The organism is Bradyrhizobium neotropicale (assembly GCF_001641695.1).
Taxonomy (GTDB): Bacteria; Pseudomonadota; Alphaproteobacteria; order Rhizobiales; family Xanthobacteraceae; genus Bradyrhizobium; species Bradyrhizobium neotropicale.
The window spans coordinates 20716-36958 of record NZ_LSEF01000092.1 but is presented as its reverse complement, the minus strand read 5'-3'; the positions used below and the strand labels follow the sequence as shown (position 1 = coordinate 36958).

General features: G+C 63.0%; 13 protein-coding genes and 1 pseudogene. 7 read left to right on the top strand and 7 right to left on the bottom strand.

Annotated elements, in window-relative coordinates:
* The first annotated feature begins 1 nt into the window (after position 1).
* Genes AXW67_RS31805 through AXW67_RS31790 form a run of 4 tightly spaced genes read left to right on the top strand, consistent with a single transcriptional unit; the run spans position 2 to position 3750 of the window.
* A complete protein-coding gene (locus AXW67_RS31805; protein WP_027550637.1) occupies positions 2–925 on the top strand; it encodes an ABC transporter permease in 924 nt (307 codons plus the stop codon).
* Positions 922–1743 (top strand): ABC transporter permease, encoded by an 822-nt coding sequence (locus AXW67_RS31800; protein ID WP_063681105.1) that lies wholly within the window; start codon positions 922–924, stop codon positions 1741–1743. Before AXW67_RS31805 ends, AXW67_RS31800 begins: the two co-directional genes overlap by 4 nt.
* Positions 1740–2720, top strand: a complete 981-nt coding sequence (locus AXW67_RS31795) for an ABC transporter ATP-binding protein (protein ID WP_063681104.1) — start codon at positions 1740–1742, stop codon at positions 2718–2720. Before AXW67_RS31800 ends, AXW67_RS31795 begins: the two co-directional genes overlap by 4 nt.
* Positions 2713–3750, top strand: a complete 1038-nt coding sequence (locus AXW67_RS31790) for an ABC transporter ATP-binding protein (protein WP_063681103.1) — start codon at positions 2713–2715, stop codon at positions 3748–3750. Before AXW67_RS31795 ends, AXW67_RS31790 begins: the two co-directional genes overlap by 8 nt.
* Before the next feature lie 33 nt (positions 3751–3783).
* Here AXW67_RS31790 and AXW67_RS31785 read toward each other — a convergent pair whose 3' ends face one another.
* Positions 3784–6780, bottom strand: coding sequence for an ATP-binding protein (locus tag AXW67_RS31785; protein WP_161491311.1), 2997 nt, complete (start codon positions 6778–6780; stop codon positions 3784–3786).
* A gap of 13 nt (positions 6781–6793) precedes the next feature.
* Positions 6794–7534 (bottom strand): class I SAM-dependent methyltransferase, encoded by a 741-nt coding sequence (locus AXW67_RS31780; RefSeq protein ID WP_063681101.1) that lies wholly within the window; start codon positions 7532–7534, stop codon positions 6794–6796.
* Between the two features lie 376 nt (positions 7535–7910).
* Here AXW67_RS31780 and AXW67_RS31775 point away from each other — a divergent pair, with 376 nt between their 5' ends.
* Positions 7911–8945: an IS110 family RNA-guided transposase gene (locus AXW67_RS31775; protein ID WP_063681100.1), complete on the top strand. Its 1035-nt coding sequence runs from the start codon at positions 7911–7913 to the stop codon at positions 8943–8945.
* Positions 8946–9302: 357 nt separating this feature from the next.
* Here the strand turns inward: AXW67_RS31775 and AXW67_RS31770 are convergent, their stop codons facing one another.
* Positions 9303–9785: a hypothetical protein gene (locus AXW67_RS31770; protein ID WP_145928003.1), complete on the bottom strand. Its 483-nt coding sequence runs from the start codon at positions 9783–9785 to the stop codon at positions 9303–9305.
* 367 nt (positions 9786–10152) lie between these two features.
* On the opposite strand from AXW67_RS31770, the pseudogene AXW67_RS44900 reads away from it, so the two are divergent.
* Positions 10153–10917 (top strand): annotated as a pseudogene (locus tag AXW67_RS44900) (IS5 family transposase).
* Between the two features lie 349 nt (positions 10918–11266).
* Here AXW67_RS44900 and AXW67_RS31760 read toward each other — a convergent pair.
* The 4 genes from AXW67_RS31760 to AXW67_RS31745 form a co-directional block, all read right to left on the bottom strand.
* Positions 11267–12295 carry an ABC transporter permease gene (locus tag AXW67_RS31760; protein WP_063681097.1) on the bottom strand — a complete coding sequence of 343 codons (1029 nt, stop codon included), beginning with the start codon at positions 12293–12295 and terminating at the stop codon, positions 11267–11269.
* Between the two features lie 12 nt (positions 12296–12307).
* Entirely contained in the window at positions 12308–13810 is a 1503-nt protein-coding gene (locus AXW67_RS31755; protein ID WP_063681096.1) for a sugar ABC transporter ATP-binding protein, read from the bottom strand.
* A gap of 6 nt (positions 13811–13816) precedes the next feature.
* A complete protein-coding gene (locus tag AXW67_RS31750) occupies positions 13817–14839 on the bottom strand; it encodes a sugar ABC transporter substrate-binding protein (protein ID WP_027550645.1) in 1023 nt (340 codons plus the stop codon).
* A gap of 141 nt (positions 14840–14980) precedes the next feature.
* The gene (locus AXW67_RS31745) at positions 14981–15385 is read right to left on the bottom strand and encodes a globin (protein ID WP_063681095.1); all 405 of its coding nucleotides are present in this window, start codon (positions 15383–15385) and stop codon (positions 14981–14983) included.
* 480 nt (positions 15386–15865) lie between these two features.
* Here AXW67_RS31745 and AXW67_RS31740 point away from each other — a divergent pair, with 480 nt between their 5' ends.
* A complete protein-coding gene (locus AXW67_RS31740; RefSeq protein ID WP_201723743.1) occupies positions 15866–16243 on the top strand; it encodes a DUF2946 domain-containing protein in 378 nt (125 codons plus the stop codon).

Sequence of the window (16243 nt, the reverse complement as noted above, 5' to 3'; positions counted from 1 at the left end):
GATGCTCTCCTTCCTGATCCGTCGACTCCTGCAAACCATTCCGACCGTGCTCGCTGTCGTGCTGCTGGTCTTCGTGCTGTTCAGCGTCGTTCCCGGCAGCATCGTCTCGACCATGAGCGACGACGCCGATCCTCAGGTCGAACTGCGCATGAAGAAGCAGCTCGGCCTCGACGATCCCGTCTATGTGCGTTTCGGCGTCTACATCGCCAAGCTCGCCACCGGCGATTTCGGGACGTCGTTCCGGACGCGCGAGCCGGTCACGACCATGATCGCCAAACGGGCATGGCCGACACTGCAATTGATCTTCACAGCCATGGCGTTTGCCATCGTGCTCGGCGTGCCGCTCGGCTTCATCGCCGCATTGCGGCCGGGCGGTCTCGTCGACAGTGCCGCGATGGTCGTGGCGGTGTCGGGTCTTTCAATTGCCAAATTCTGGCTCGGACTGGTGCTGATGTATCTTTTTGCCTTGAAGCTCGGCTGGCTGCCGAGTTTCGGCTATGGCGATGGGGGGCTGAAATATCTGCTCCTGCCTGCCGTGACACTCGGTGTCTCGCCGATGGCGCTGCTGGCCCGGACGACGCGCGCCGCCGTCCTCGAGATCATGACCGCCGATTTCGTCCGTACCGCGCGCTCGAAGGGCATGAGCGAGACCCGGGTGGTGAAGTGGCACGTGATGCGCAATGCGCTCGTCATCATTCTCACCACCGTCGGCCTGCAGTTCGGCGCGTTGATGGGGCAGGCGGTCGTGGTCGAGAAATTGTTCTCCTGGCCGGGCATCGGCTCGCTGCTCGTCGACAGTGTCCTGCAGCGCGACATTCCGGCCGTCCAGGGCTCCATTCTCGTGGTGGTGCTGTTCTTTCTCGCGATCAACTTGCTGATCGACGTGCTCTACGGCGTGATTGATCCCAGGATCAGATACGCATGAAGCTCCGCGCCAATCTCATCATCGGCGGCGCGTTGTTCGCGCTCGCGATCCTGGTCGGCCTGCTCGCGCCCTGGCTGGCGCACACCGATCCCGTCCTGGACGCCAACCTGCTGAACGCGGAAGAGCCTCCGAGCTGGACCTGGTGGTTCGGGACCGACGACCAGGGCCGCGACATCTATTCCCGCGTCGTGTACGGCGCACGCGTCTCGCTGACGGTCGGCATCGTCTCGCAGCTCATCAACAGCGTGATCGGCGTGGCCCTTGGCCTGAGCGCCGGCTATTGGGGCGGCTGGTGGGACGATGTCGTCAACGCCCTGACCAATCTCATGCTCGCGATCCCTTCGCTGATCTTCGCGCTCGCCATCATGGCGGTGCTGGGCCCCGGCCTGACCAGCCTGCTGATCGCACTCGGCCTGACCAACTGGTCCTTTACGTGCCGGATTGCACGGGCCTCGGCGCTGTCGCTGAGGAGCCAGGGCTATGTGCAGGCGGCGACCGTGCTCGGCTACGGCGATCTGCGGATCATGATCACGCAGCTCCTGCCGAACATGCTCGGGCCGATCGTCGTCATCGGCACACTGGGCATGGGCAGCGCGGTGTTGTCCGAAGCCGCATTATCGTTCCTCGGTCTCGGCGTGCGCCCGCCTTTTCCGAGCTGGGGCAGCATGTTGTCGGACGCCCGCGACCAGATCACGACGGCGCCGTGGCTCTCCGTATTTCCGGGCCTTGCCATCTTCCTGACCGTGCTCGGGCTCAATTTGCTCGGCGATGGCCTGCGCGACGTTCTCGACCCACAATCGCGGAGCCGGCGGACATGACGGGCGTGCCGCTGATCGAAGTTGAGGATCTACGCATCGATCTCGACGATGGATCGAGGTGCGTTGCGGCGGCTGAGGGCATTTCATTCCGCATCGATCGCGGCGAGACCTTCGGCCTCGTCGGCGAATCCGGCTGCGGCAAGAGCATCACGGCGCTGGCTTTGATCGGCCTGTTGCGGCAACCGCTGTCGATCGGCGGCGGCGTCATCCGGTTTGAGGGGCGGGAGATTCAGCGGCTCTCCGCCGCCGGGCAGCGAGAGCTGCGAGGTAATCGCATCGCCATGATCTTCCAGGAGCCGATGACGGCGTTGAACCCCGTCTCGCCCGTAGGCCGGCAGATCGCCGAGATGTTCGTGCTGCACAAGGGCAAAAGCTGGCGCGAAGCCAACCAGCTGGCGGTCGAGGCGCTGGCGAGTGTCCGCGTCCCCGCGCCCGAGCGGCGCGTGAACGATTACCCGCACCAGCTGTCCGGCGGCATGCGTCAACGCGCAATGATCGCCATCGCGCTCGCATGCGGTCCGGATCTTCTGATCGCCGACGAGCCGACGACCGCCCTCGACGTGACCGTGCAGGCCGAAATCATCGAGCTGATGCGGAATCTGTGCGCCGAGAGGGGAACGGCCATCCTGATGATCAGCCACGATCTCGGCCTGGTCGCCAATGTCTGCCGCCGCGTTGCCGTCATGTATGCCGGCCGCATCGTCGAGGAGCGCGGCTCGGCCGATATCTTCCGGGCACCCTCGCATCCCTATACGCAAGGCCTGGTCGCCTCGCTGCCGCGGCTCGGTAGTCGTGCTGCGCTCGGCCGCATCCGGCTCAAGGAGATCGCGGGCGTCGTCCCGGCGATCACGAGTTTCCCCGATGGGTGCCGGTTCAACCCGCGCTGCGCGCAGGCGACCGATATTTGCCGAACCGTCACGCCGGAGACGGATTTGCTGGAAGCTGGCGGTCTGGTGAGGTGTCACCACCATGCATGAGCCGCAGGGCAGGCCGGGCGACGATCTCATTCTCAGCGTCGAGGATCTCGCGGTCCATTTTCCTCTGGGAGGCGGCTTGCTGGGCCGCGGCCGGCGGCTGCTCCGTGCCGTGGACGGTGTCGATCTCAAGCTGAAACGAGGCGAATGCCTCGGCCTCGTCGGCGAGTCCGGCTCTGGCAAGTCGACGGTCGCATTGTCGATCCTTGGTCTCCTGACGCCGACGCGCGGCCGCATCGAGGTGGGCGGACAGGTCGTGACGGGCGGGCAATCCGGCGATCGAAAGTCATTGGCCCGCATCGTCCAAATGGTCTTCCAGGATCCCTACGCTTCGCTCAATCCACGCCAGACCGTTCGCCGCACGCTTGAAGATCCCCTGCGCGTGCATGGCGTGACCGCCGCAAGCGAGATCGAGGAGCGCGTTGCGACGATGCTGCGGCATGTGGGCTTGCGGCCCGAACAGGCCGGCCGCTACCCGCATGAATTCTCGGGTGGCCAGCGCCAGCGTATCGGCATCGCGCGCGCGCTGATCCTCAATCCCAGGATCGTCATCTGCGACGAACCGGTATCGGCGCTCGATGTGTCTATCCGTGCCCAGATCATCAATCTGCTGCTGGAATTGAAGGAAACTCTCGGTCTCTCATACATCATGATCAGCCACGATCTCGGCGTCGTCGAACATATGAGCGACAGGGTCGCCGTGATGTATCTCGGCCGCATCGTGGAGAATGGCGACTGGCGGGAAATCTTCGAACGGCCGGCGCACCCGTATACGCAAGCCCTGATCTCCGCCATCCCCGATCCGCTGCGCCATGCACCGCTCGCGACGACAGGGGGTGACCTCCCCAATCCGCTCAATCCGCCGGACGGATGCGCGTTCAGCCCTCGCTGTCGTTACGCCGAGGCCGTTTGTCGCCGCGAGCCCAGTCCATCGCTTGAAATGCGTCCCGACGGGCACTCGGTTCGGTGCTGGCGAGCTGACGAGATTGCCGCTCAGACGGCATTAGTCTCGACCGAGGGTGGACATCCCTAGATGGGATCACGACGGCGGCGGTTGGCGTCCGCGTCATGCCGATGTCTTGTCCGATTCCAGGTCCGCGATCAGGCTTCTCGCCTGGACCAGGTCGCGGGTGCCGAACCCTTCGGTGAATTTTTCGTATGTCGCGACCAGCCGATCGCGCGCCTCAACGGTTCGGCCGTGACGCTGCCACAACAGTGCAAGGCTCATCACGGCACGCAGCTCCCACGACAATGCCGACTGCTCGCCGGCCACTTCCAGGGCGCGGAGCAACTTGGCTTCCGCGGCGTCATCGGCCCCTGGCGCGCGATGCCAGAGCAGCAACATGGCATCGACCCGAAGCAGCTCCGGCGCACTCCAGGGCAGGTCGACCGGCGGCTCGCCTGGCGGCGGCACCAGGATGTGCGTCCCGATCGGCCGATCCGCGAACGGCGCGATCCGCGACGGGTCCACACGCGGTTCGACAAACGACGCGATCAACGCCTCACCCTCGCTGCCCTGCCGAAATTCGAGCGCTCGTGCATAGCACAGCCGCCATTCTTCCAGGTTCCGATTTCCAGCGGCGTGTGTGGCAAACATATCGAGCAGCCGTCCCGCCTCGGGCGCGCCGGTCCACAGCGCCACCGGCAAGCCCGCAAAAGCCAATGCATAGGCGAGGGCGAACGAGTGTCCAGTCGCGCCTGCGGCCGATGTCGCCGCCGCCGCCGCCGCCAACGCCTGATCCGGGAATCCCCGAATCCACAAGATGCGAGCCAGCAGAGCCGGCATCGCAACTGGTGTTTCGACCTGATAACCCATGCCCATCGAAGGGGCGAGGCGGTGCGGCTGGCGGAGCGTGCGCTCAGTCAATTCCTGCGCGAGTTGTTGATGACCCAGCAGATGATGGGTCAGAGCAATGACGCGGTCGGCGAGATGGGTGGCGCCGAGATCGCCCGCCTTGCGGGCAGCATCCGCGAAGCGAAGCGCGACGTCGAGCGCGGCACGATGATCCTCCCTGCCGCGATGCGCCGCCCATAGTCCCCACAATGCCCTGGTCTGCACCGCAACGGCGCCGATGCGTTCGGCGATTTCCAGCGCACGCGCAAAGTTCGCTCCGATGGCGTGCGTAGCTGGGCCAAGGTACCAAAACGAATAACCCAGGGCGATGCGCAGTTGCATTTCGTCATCGCCGCCCATCTCGGCATGGGGCAGAGCTTGTTCGATGCGACCACGGGCGACCGTCGGTCGGGACAGGTCGAACCACAAAGGAACGGCCGCGATCGTCAGCGCCGCCCCGAGCGACGGGTCCCCCGCGCCGGAGAATGCCCAATCCAGTGCCGCGTGAATCTCATCGGCACGGCGGCCGGACGCGGCAGGACGTTGACCGGACGACTGTGCTCCGACTTCGGCCTGGCCCAGCACCTTCAGAAAATACTCGGCGTGACGGCGGGCCACTTCAGCAAAGGCGCCGCTCTCGGAGAGCCGGTCGAAAGCATAGGCGCGCGTCATTTCCAGCAGGCGGAACTGCGGGCCGACGGAGTTCTCGACTTTCAGGAGCAATGATTTGGCGACAAGACCGCCGATCCTGTCGACAAGATCCGCCTCAGTCATGCTCGCAACCGCGCTGGCCGCGTCCACCGAAAACGGGCCGACGAAGATCGCGAGGCAATGCAGCAGCACCCGCTCTGTCTCGGGCAGGAGCTTGTAGCTCCAATCGAGCGTCGCGCGGAGCGTCTGATGCCGTGGCAGCGCCGTACGCCGAGCGCCCGTGAGCAACGCGAAGCGATCGTCGAGACGGGCGGCGACGTCCTGGATGCCAAACGTGGCGGCGCGCGCTGCGGCAAGCTCGATGGCAAGTGGAATGCCGTCCAGCCGTCGAACGATTGATCTGATCGCCGGAAGGTTCTCGTCCTGGGCCAGGACGTTTTCCTGCACTGAACCCATTCTTGCGATGAACAGTTGCACGGCACTGCGTGCAAGAACATCGCTCGATGCTTCCTGATGCTGCGATGGCACGTCCAGCGGGGCGACGTGGTAAACGAACTCACCCTCAATCCGGAGCACCTCCCGGCTGGTCGCCAGCAGTGTCGTATGTGGGCACCGGTGAAGGAGAGTCTCGGCCAACTCCGCCGCAGCATCGATGACGTGCTCGCAATTGTCGACGACCAGCAGCACCTTCCTCTTGCCGATGGCCCGGGCGACCGAAGCCGGCGTGATATCGTCGCTACCCAATTGAAGCTCCAGCACGCTCGCCGCTGTGGACGGCACCAAGGCGGGATCCGACAGTGAGGCCAGTTCGACGAAGAAGACGTCACTGGCGATGGTCGCAAAGAGCCTTCGGGCCACCTCGGATGCCAACACGGTCTTCCCGATCCCGCCGGGTCCCGTCAGCGTCACCGCACGGTAAGCAGAGGCGAGATTGCATAGGTGCTGCACCGCCGATTCTCGACCGACGAGCGCGCTTGCCGCTATCGGAACATTTGTCCGAAACGAAGTTGGCGCCGCTGTCGCTTGCTCAGGCTCGGCAGGGGCACGGTCCTGCCGGATCGTCCAGTTGCCGAGCAGGCGATAACCGCGACCGGACACTGTTTGCAGGATACCCCGATCCGCGCCAAGCGCTTTGCGGATGGCCGAAATATGAACCCGGATCGTGCCATCTTCAACGATGGTGGCGCCCGGCCAGGTGTGCCTCACGAGCTCGTCCTTGGTCACGAGCTGGCCATCTGATCTCACCAGCGTCTCGACGATCTCGAAAGCGCGGCTGCCGATCGAAACGGTGACGCCATTGGCGCGCAACTGGCGCGTCGAAAGATCGAGCTCCCACTCGCTGGAGCCAAAAACGCCTTGTTCGCACGGAGCCAAGTTGACGTCCTGTTTCAGGGTTTTTTCAGTTCTAATTCGCGGAATGGTGTTGTGCAACGCCGTCGAGCCTGAGCCGAGGGTGGCGATCGGTCCGGCACCTTGTAGGCGATCTGGCCGCGCACGAGCAGCTCCTCGGATCGCATTTTGGCTTCCCGGATCGCGGCATCTCTCATTCACGATGCCGGCCTGGATTCCTGCCAGCATCCAGCATCTATAATCAGCGAGAGCCAGCACGATGCGCGCAAGCAACGATATAGCCGGGAGATTTTCGACCCGCTTCTTGCGGTGGAACGAACACCGCCAAGTATCCGCCATCGCCCGCGAGCTGATATGTCGCGACCTCGCGATAGCCAACGGCGGTCAGTTCGCAGCGCAATAGCTCAATCGGCGTGCCATGCTTTGAGATCGGACGCTCGAAGTCGACAATTCCGATCTGCGCGCCCGGCTTCAGGGCGGGCGCGAGATTGTAGAGGAAGGCATAGGGTTGGGCTATCTCATGATACATGTGCCCGAGGATGGCGGCATCCAGCGAGGAAGTGGGGAGGCGGGGGTCGTGTGGTTCGCCCATCGCGAATGTGACGTTTGTCAGCCCCAGTTGGTCCGTTCGCGCACGGAGCTCGACGAGGTAATCCCGCATGACGTCCTGAGCGACGACGGAGCCGCTGGGGCCGACGAGGTGTGAGAGACGGACCGTGTAGTAGCCGCTGCCTGCGCCGATATCGCCGATCGTCATGCCTGGTTTCAGCTCAAGAAGGCGTGCGACCTCGCCGACCTCATTCAGGGAGTCGCGGTGCTCGTCGGCTGAGCGGCTCAGGCTGGCGATCGGCGCAACCGGACGCCGAGGTGAAGGAAACTCCTTTGCAGGGACTCCTGGCGGGCTCAGATAACCAATGTCTGCGGCGCCTGCCCAAGTTGCACCCAGTGCCACGACAATCGTTACCGTGCGGACTAGCGTCATTGAGGATCCGCCAGGAACCATGCGCGGTCGTCCACTTTGCGAAGATTTTCCGGTGGCCGAAAGTGCCCCGTGCCTTGTGGAAGTCCAAGCGGTCTTGGCTTTGTAGCGAAAAGATCTGTGAGCTCTCTTGGTGACCACGGGAACCTCCGAGGTCGCTCTTGCCGAAAGCGCTCTCGCGCTTCCGTCATCGGCAGTCTCTTTCAAATCGTATAGCGAAATGGATGACGTCTGAAGTGAGTCATGAACGACAAGGTTCTAGATGCCGTAATGGGCCCTGCTCCGAGCAAGGGGTGATGATGGTGGCTGTCCCCCGATAGATGATGAAACGGGGTCACGACTTGAGTCGGCCCCAAGCATCCAGAGACGGAGGACAGCCGTGGAGAACTATGCCGGAATCGATGTGTCATTGGAACTGTCGAGCGTATGCGTCGTGGATGCCCAGGGTAAAATCCTGAAGGAAGCGAAGGTCGCGAGCGAACCCGACGCCTTGGTTGGATTTTTTAAGACGCTTGGCTTTGCAGTGCAGCGGATCGGTCTGGAGGCTGGGCCGCTGTCGCAATGGCTGCATGCGGGCCTGAAAAGAGCAGGACTCGAGACGGTTCTGCTGGAAACGCGGCATGTCAAGGCCGCACTGTCTGCGATGACGGTCAAGACGGATCGCAAGGATGCGTGCGGGATCGCCCAGTTGATCCGGATGGGATGGTTCCGGCCGGTCCACGCAAAGTCGGTCGATGCGCAGGAGATCCGGGCCCTCCTGATCGCACGTAAACAGCTTCTCGGGCGGCTGATCGACGTGGAGTTAAGCATCCGCGGGATCTTGCGTGGCTTTGGGCTGAAGGTTGGCCCGGTCACGCGGAAGAACTTCGAAGCGCGGATCCGAGAGTTGGTTGCGGGTCAGGCGACATTGGAGCGCGTCGCTTCAGCGATGCTTTCGGCACGATCGGCCTTGAAGGTGGAGTACGGAAGGCTACACAAGGTTGTGCTGGCAATTGTGCGTGACGATGCGGTTTGTCGCCGGCTCATGACAGTGCCGGGCGTTGGTCCCCTGGTGGCTGTTACCTACAAATCGGCGATTGATGACCCTCATCGCATCGTAAAATCGAAGGCGGCAGGCGCGCTGTTCGGGCTCACGCCAAAGAAATACCAATCAGGAGAAAAGGACGTCACGGGCGGAATCACGCTGGCCGGAGACGAGATAGTGCGCACGGTGTTGTACGAGGCTGCCAACGTTCTGTTATCGCGCATCACGCGGTTCTCAAAACTCAAGCGTTGGGGGATGGACGTCGCCAAGCGGCGCGGTTCGAAGCGCGCGAAAGTCGCCCTGGCACGTAAGCTCGCAGTGATCCTGCATCGGATCTGGGTCGACGGCACAACTTACCGATGGGCTGAGGCGGAGCCGACTGCAGCATAGAACATGTGGAGGAAATTAAGAACGCAACCGGGCTAAACTGAAGCCCAGTGCCCGAAGTCCCGTCGCCGGGACGGTGGATCCGGTGAAGCCGTTACACGCCCAGTGGCCGTCATCTGACGAACCACGCGTATCTAGATAGGCTCACCGCTCCCTCTAACAGCATGATGTGGCGGCCAGGCGTTGACCACGGACAGAAGCATGAGCTCGGCGGCGTGACGTCCACTCGGGAGGCTTGACATCATCAGGCCCATTACAGAAGGGCGTGTACTCATAGATCTCGTCGATGTCCGGTTCACGCCGATACCGACCGCCCTTGTGCAACCGCGGCGAACGGCGCGATGGGCCACAAAGCCCATGCTATCTTGGGAAGCTGACAATCATTTTGCTCACCACCGGCTTCGCGGCGCGCAACTTCGCCCCACTGGAATGCAGTGATCGATCTGGCGTGACTTCCTCGTCTAGCGCTTTGCTTTCGGGAAGCTGTTCGTCAATTCCGACAAAGGCTCCAAGCACGCAACCACCCGATACCGGGGCGTCGAAGCGGCCCTTGAGCCAATCGGTGATCGCACCGCCGTAGTCGCCTTCAAAATAGTTAAGTTTGAATGGTCCGTCGTTGAGGCGCTCGAGTTCAATAAGTGAGGTTCCTATCGTAACTCCTGCTACCGACCACGATGAGCGCCCTTCGATCGTGAAGTATCCGGGGTTTCGTCGGGCCTTCTGATCTTTCCATTGGACTCTTAGTCGGCGCTCGGGATCATTAGGAAATAAGATCGTTACTTCCGCGTCGGCCTCGCCGTCGTACTCGGTCGCAATGTTGGCAGCACCGTACTTTGAAGCCAACTTGGCGTGAGTTGCCTCGCGTCCGAAAGGCCCTTCGCACTTAAACGTCCTCGTTGGCTCTGCGGCCAAAGTTGCTGTGCCAACGAAGCAGCATGCAACGGTCAACAAGCGGCATGTAACGATCATTCCAAGAAACTCCTCCAATACGGCGTAGCCCGCCTTGTGCAGATTGCGGCCGTGAAGTGCCTACCGTGACACGCGCGCAAGTTAGGTCCGTTCGCTCAGGGTCATTTTTCGACCGATTTATCAGGGATTGTCGGCAGGTTGATGTCGGCTTCTGCCCGCAAGCGCCCAACGGGGCCCGAGCCGGATGCGTTGCGTTTGGCTGGACCCAGTGATTCAAACTCCCAAACTGGGGGCTCGAAGCATGCGGCATGAACTCGCCGACTATGAATGGACTGCCATAAGGCCGATGCTGCCGAACAAGCCACGTGGCGTTCCTCGGGTGAACGACCGACGGGTCCTGAATGGCATCTTCTGGGTCCTCCGATCTGGAGCACCCTGGCGTGATCTGTCGGCAGCGTTTGGCCCATACACCACGTGCTACAACCGGTTCGTTCGCTGGCGGCGGGCTGGTGTCTGGGGCCGCATCATAGACGCACTTGCCGTTGCGCAAGATGCCGCCGTCCAGATGAGCGACACCTCCATTGTCCGCGTGCATCAGCATGGATCCTGCATCACAGGAAAAGAGCGCCATCGATGGGTAGGTCTCGCGGCGGCTTGACCAGCAAAGTCCATGCGGTGGTCGACTGCAATGGTCTGCCGATACGGCTGGCGCTGAGCCCCGGCGAGGCCCATGACGTTCGTCTTGCCGGAAAACTGCTGTCTCGTCTGAAACCTGGGTCAATGCTGCTTGCGGACCGTGGCTATGACGCGAACTGGATTAGGGAGCTTGCCATGAAGAAGGGCGCGTGGGCCAATATACCGCCGAAAAGCAACCGCAGCGATCCAATCTGCTTCAGCCGCCATCTCTACCGCGCTCGCAACCATGTCGAGCGTTTCTTTAACAGGATCAAACAATGTCGTCGCGTCGCGACCCGCTACGACAGGCTTGCAGCCAATTACCTTGCCTTCGTTCAACTCGCGTCAATCAGGCTGTGGCTGGCTGCGCGCTTATGAGTCCACGCCCTAGCTGAGCACAATAGGTCTGCTGTCGACGACACAGCCGGGCGTGCCCGGCTTGAGCTTAACGCTCCAGACACGCGATCGGTGCCACGATGGAGTTGTGCTCCTGTTTTGCCCGACGTGTCAAACGCCTTCACGGCGAGGGTAAAGTCACGTCGTGACGGATTGTTGAGCGATTTCCACTTTGCATGGGGTTGTTTTCGAGATTTTTTGAGTGCGGGTATCGCGCCGTCCCTTGCACCTCTCCCCGCTTGCGGGGAGGGGCCGGATCGCTCTTGCGATGCGGGTGAGGGGGGTATCTCGCCGGTCTCACGTGGGGAGAAAGGCCCCTCAACCGCCACCGTAAGAACGTCCATCTACTCCGCCGCCTTCTCCCGCAGCCGCTGGGCATAGACGTTGATGATCAGCGCTGCCAGCAGGATCAGGCCGCGGATCAGGATCTTCAGGAAGCTGTCGATGTTGACGTGGTCGAGTCCGTTGTTGAGGACGCCAAGCACGAACAGGCCGACGATGGTGTTGCCGATGCCGCCGCGGCCGCCGAACAGGCTGGTGCCGCCGACAACGACGGCGGCGATGGAATCGAGCAGGTAGGTGTCGAATTCGTTCTGCTGCGCGCTGCCGAAATGGGCCACACCCAGCATGCCGCCGATGCCGGAGCACACCGCGGAGATCACCATCACCGCGCCGAGGATGAGCTTGACGTTGAGTCCGGAATATTCAGCCGCCTCGCGGTTGCCGCCCACCATGTAGACGTAGCGGCCGAAGCGCGTGTAGGTCAGCACCAGATGGCCGCCGAGCAGCATCACCGCGGCGACGACGACGATCCACGGAATGCCGCCGATCGAGCCGGAGCCGAGCGTCGCGATCAGGTCGGGCACCTTGTAGGCGATCTGGCCACGCACCAGCAGCGCGGAGATGCCGGCCGCGATCTGCATCATCGCCAGCGTCATGATGAAGGAGGGGATGCCGATCACGGTCAGTCCCAACGCATTGACGAGCCCGAGCAGGGCGCAGAGCAGGATTGACAACAGGATTGCGGCGACGCCGGGCAAGGGCACGTTGGCGATGTTGACGTAGGATTCCTGCAGCGTGAAGTAGGCGACCGCGATGCCGGTGACGTTGGCGATGCTGGCGATCGACAGATCGATCTCGGCGCAGAGGATCACGAAGGTGAGCCCAACAGCGATGATGCCGGTTACCGACACCTGCGTCAGGATGTTGCCGAGATTGTCGAGCGTCGCGAAGGAGGGGCTGGCGAAGGCGAAGAAGCCGGACAGGAAGATCAGGGTGAGGAACGGTGCGATGTTGCGCATCTGCGAGCGCAGGAAAGGTGCAAGGCCGCGCGCCCGCTGACCCGCCGCTGGAACCGTCTCACTGCTCGCCATTGTGCTTCTCCGTCACGCCGCCTCCAGCAGGCGGTCCTTGCTGACCGGCTCGTTGGCAAATTCCCGCACCAGCGCGCCACGCTTGAGCACCAGGATACGGTCGGCCAGCGAGAGCACCGTCTCCGGCTCGGTCGACAGCACGATGACGGCAAGACCCTTGGCGCGGAGGTCGCGGACGATGTTGATGACGTCGTTCTTGGCGCCGACATCCATGCCGCGGGTCGGCTCGCACAGGACCAGCAGCTTGGGCGGATAGGTCAGCCATTTCGCCAGCGCGACCTTCTGCTGGTTGCCACCGGATAGCATGCCGAGGTCGAGGCCGACGACGGGCGGCCTGATCTGCAACTGCTCGACCTGGCGCTTGGCAATGTCGCGCTCCTGCGCCGGCTTGAGCAGCAGCGCGGAGATGCGATCCAGGATGCTGATCGAGATGTTCTTGTAGACCGGCTCCTGGTGGAACAACATGGCGCGGCGGCTTTCCGGGACCAGCGCCACGCCCGCGCGCCGCGCCGCCGCGGTGCTGGCAAAGGTTTTTGGCGTGCCGCCCACGGCCAGCGTGCCGCTGTCCGGTTTGAGCTTGCCGAACAGGATGCGAGAGAGTTCCTGTTGCCCGCAACCCATGAAACCGTAGATGCCGAGCACCTCGCCGGCGCGCGCCTCGAAGGAAACGTCCTGGAGGCTGCGGGCCAGCGAAAGCCGGTCGACCTTCAGGACCACCTTGCTGTCGCTCGGCCGCGGCAGCATCAGATCGTCGGTATAGCTGTGCTCGAGTGCTTCGCCGCCGCGGCCGATCATGGCCTCGATCAGAGCGCCCTTGCTGGTCGTGGCGGCCGCGGTCTCGGCGACCTTCCGGCCGTTGCGGAACACGGTCACCGTGTCGGAGACGCGCAAGATGTCCTCGATGAAATGCGAGATGAAGACGATGCTGGTGCCTTCCTCGCGTAATCGTCGGAGTGTAGAGAAGAGCCGCTCGACCTCGGGCGGGGAGAGGGCGGAGGTCGGCTCGTCCAGGATGACGATGCGCGCACCCGAGAACAGAACACGGGCGATCTCGATCAGCTGCTGGAGCCCGATCGGGAGATCGGCGAGCCGCGACATCGGGTCGACGTCGATGCCGAAGCGGGCGAGCTGCTCGCCGGCCTCGCGCGCCATGCGCCGCCACTGCACGAGGCCGAATCGGTTGGTCGGTTGATTGCCCAGGAAGACGTTTTCCGCGACCGTCAGGTCGGGTGCGACGCTGAGCTCCTGGTGCACCATGGCAATGCCGGCCGCGTGAGCGTCGCGGGCCGAGCGGAAATGCGTCTCCTGCCCCTCGATCAGGAAGCGGCCGGAGAATTCGGTGTGCACGCCGGCGATGATCTTCATCAGCGTGCTTTTTCCGGCGCCGTTCTCGCCGACGAGACCGTGGATCTCGCCGGGATAGAGCGCGAGGTCGACACCACGAAGCGCTTCGACGCCGCCGAAGCTCTTCGTGATGCCCTGCAGTTCAAGGATGGGCGAGCGACCCTCGGGCATGGAGGCTCAGATCAGGAAGTGGTCTTCCATCCATTGCATGCCGGCGGCGTTGGCCTTGGTCACGACCGGTCCGTCGGTGACGACGTTCTTGGGGATGCCCTGTCCGCTCTTCTCGCCGCCGACGACTGCGGCAACGCCCGCGATGATCGCGCCGCCATGGATGCGGCAGGAGGGATTGCGGACGGTTGCGAACATGCGGCCTTCGCTCACCGCCTGGATCGCCGGCGGCATGGCATCGACGCCGCCGATCAGGATGTTGGTCCGGTTGCGGGCCTTCATGATGTTGTAGGCGGCGAGCGCCATGTCGTCATTGTGGAAGAACGCCGCGTCGATCTGCGGATATTTCGTCAGATAGGTCTCCCAGAGGCGCGCGGTCTTGGAGACGTCCCAGTCGGCCGGCTGAGTGTCGAGCACCTCGATGTTGGGGAACTGCTTGACGACCGCATTGAAGCCTTTCGCGCGGCCCTGTGCCCCGGTGTGGCCGAGCGCACCTTGCGTCATGATGATCTTGCCCTTGCCGCCCATGGCGTTGCACAGCGCCTGCGTCACCGAGGCGCCCATGAACTCGTTGTCGGGGGCAAGGAAGGAGTGGACATTGATCTGGTCGAGCGGAGCAATCAGCGTGTCCATGTCGATGACAGGCGTGCCGGCATCGATCATCTTCTGCACGGGCTGGGTGAGGGTGCCGATGCCGAAGGCCTGGATCGCGACGAAGTCCCATTTTTGCGAGGCCATGTTGTCGATCGCGGCACGCTGCTTCACGGCGTCGAGCTGGCCGTCGAACCAGGTCACCTCCACGTTGAACAGCTTGCCCCAAAACTCGGCGGCCTGCTTGCCTTGCGCGCACCACGTCGCCTGCAGGCCTGCATTGGAGAACGCCGCCTTCAGCGGCTTCTCGGATCGTCCGACTTCGGCTGCCAATGCGGGGTTTATGCCCATGCTGCCGAGCATGGCAGTCGCGGCGCCGGCGGCCGCTGCCGCCTGAAGAAGATCGCGCCTCGTCGTCGAGAAATCTTTCGTCCCGGACATCGCTCGCTCCCATATATCTTATCGTCGGCGCGTCATTGATTGCGCGGCCGAGCGGAAAGTCTCTCACAATCGATGAGTTCACGCCACCCAATCTGCAATCGCGCGGGAAATCGCCGCGGCGCCTTGGTGCAGCGCGAAGCGCTAAGCCGAAACGCTGGCGAATGCCTCGATGTCGGCGAGCAATTTGTCCCAGGCCCGCGCCACGTCAGGTGACCAGTCATCGCCGAGCAGGTCGCGCAGCGTATCCCTGATGACGGCGAAGAAGGCGATGAACAGCTCGCGGGGCGTGCCATAGGCGTGATGCGAGGACACTTCGCAGGCGATCAGCCGGAAATGCCCGCTCCGTGTCCCGGCGAAGTCGAGGATGGCCTCTATCGTCAGCGCGAGCATCGATCCCTGCACGAGTTCGCTTCCCTGCACGCGGAACATGGCCCGCGCTTCGGGATGCTCGTGAAACAGCCGCTGATAGACCAGCGGCGTGAGGTCCGCGCAGCGCATCGCCGCGAGATCAAAGCTCAGTTCAACCGGATTGGGGGAAGCACTCATCGGCGCAGAAGCCATGCACGCAAAAAAAGAGCGGGGCCCTGGCCCCGCTCAAAAATTGTGTCGACCCTATTATCCCCGATTCTAAGATTTGATCTTGATTGACGGGGCGACGCTGCGTTTTGCGCGTCAGGGGCTCCTCCCGAGACTTGGACCACCAGACTTCGACCTCGCGGCCAGCCTGAGCAAGAGGGATGCTAGATCAACTTTTCTCACTTGTCATCATTTTCGGCAACGATTGTTCAAAATTCGAGCAGCTGACGAAATGATCGGGCTTCTCGCTCCATAAGTATATGACAGATATAAGAAATCTGTGGATATGCCGGGCTGCGACAGCTGCCTGAAAGGCTTGACCGCGTCCTGAGCCGGGGCGCTCGCGCACAGTTTTCCGGAATTTTGCCCTAGGACAAAAAGCCGGCCGAAGCGACCTCGACTCGGGCTGGTTGGGGTGTTTAGTTAACAGGCGAACGAATGGTTCGGCGGATGCGCGCGCGGCTGCAAAAATTCCTACCCATCGTCCTGATCGCGCTGGCGATGCAGGTACTGGCGCCGATTGCCGCGTGCTGGGCGGCCGGTCAGGCCGTTGCCGACCCGCTCCAGACCGCCGTCATCTGTCATAGCGCAACCGAGCAGGCCGCCGGCCTCGACGATCCGACGGGAGCGCCGACTGCGCATTCCGGCGCGTGCGCGCTGTGCTGCCTCGCACAGGCCAACGCCTCCCTCGATGCGCCGCTGCCAGCGACGTTCTCGAGCCCCTTCCGCCATGCCGAAAGCGTGGCGTGGCATGACGCGGCGAACCATGTCGCCGCACCTCATCGCGGCTCCAGCGCCCAGGCCCGCGCGCCTCCGCAGTTGGCGTGA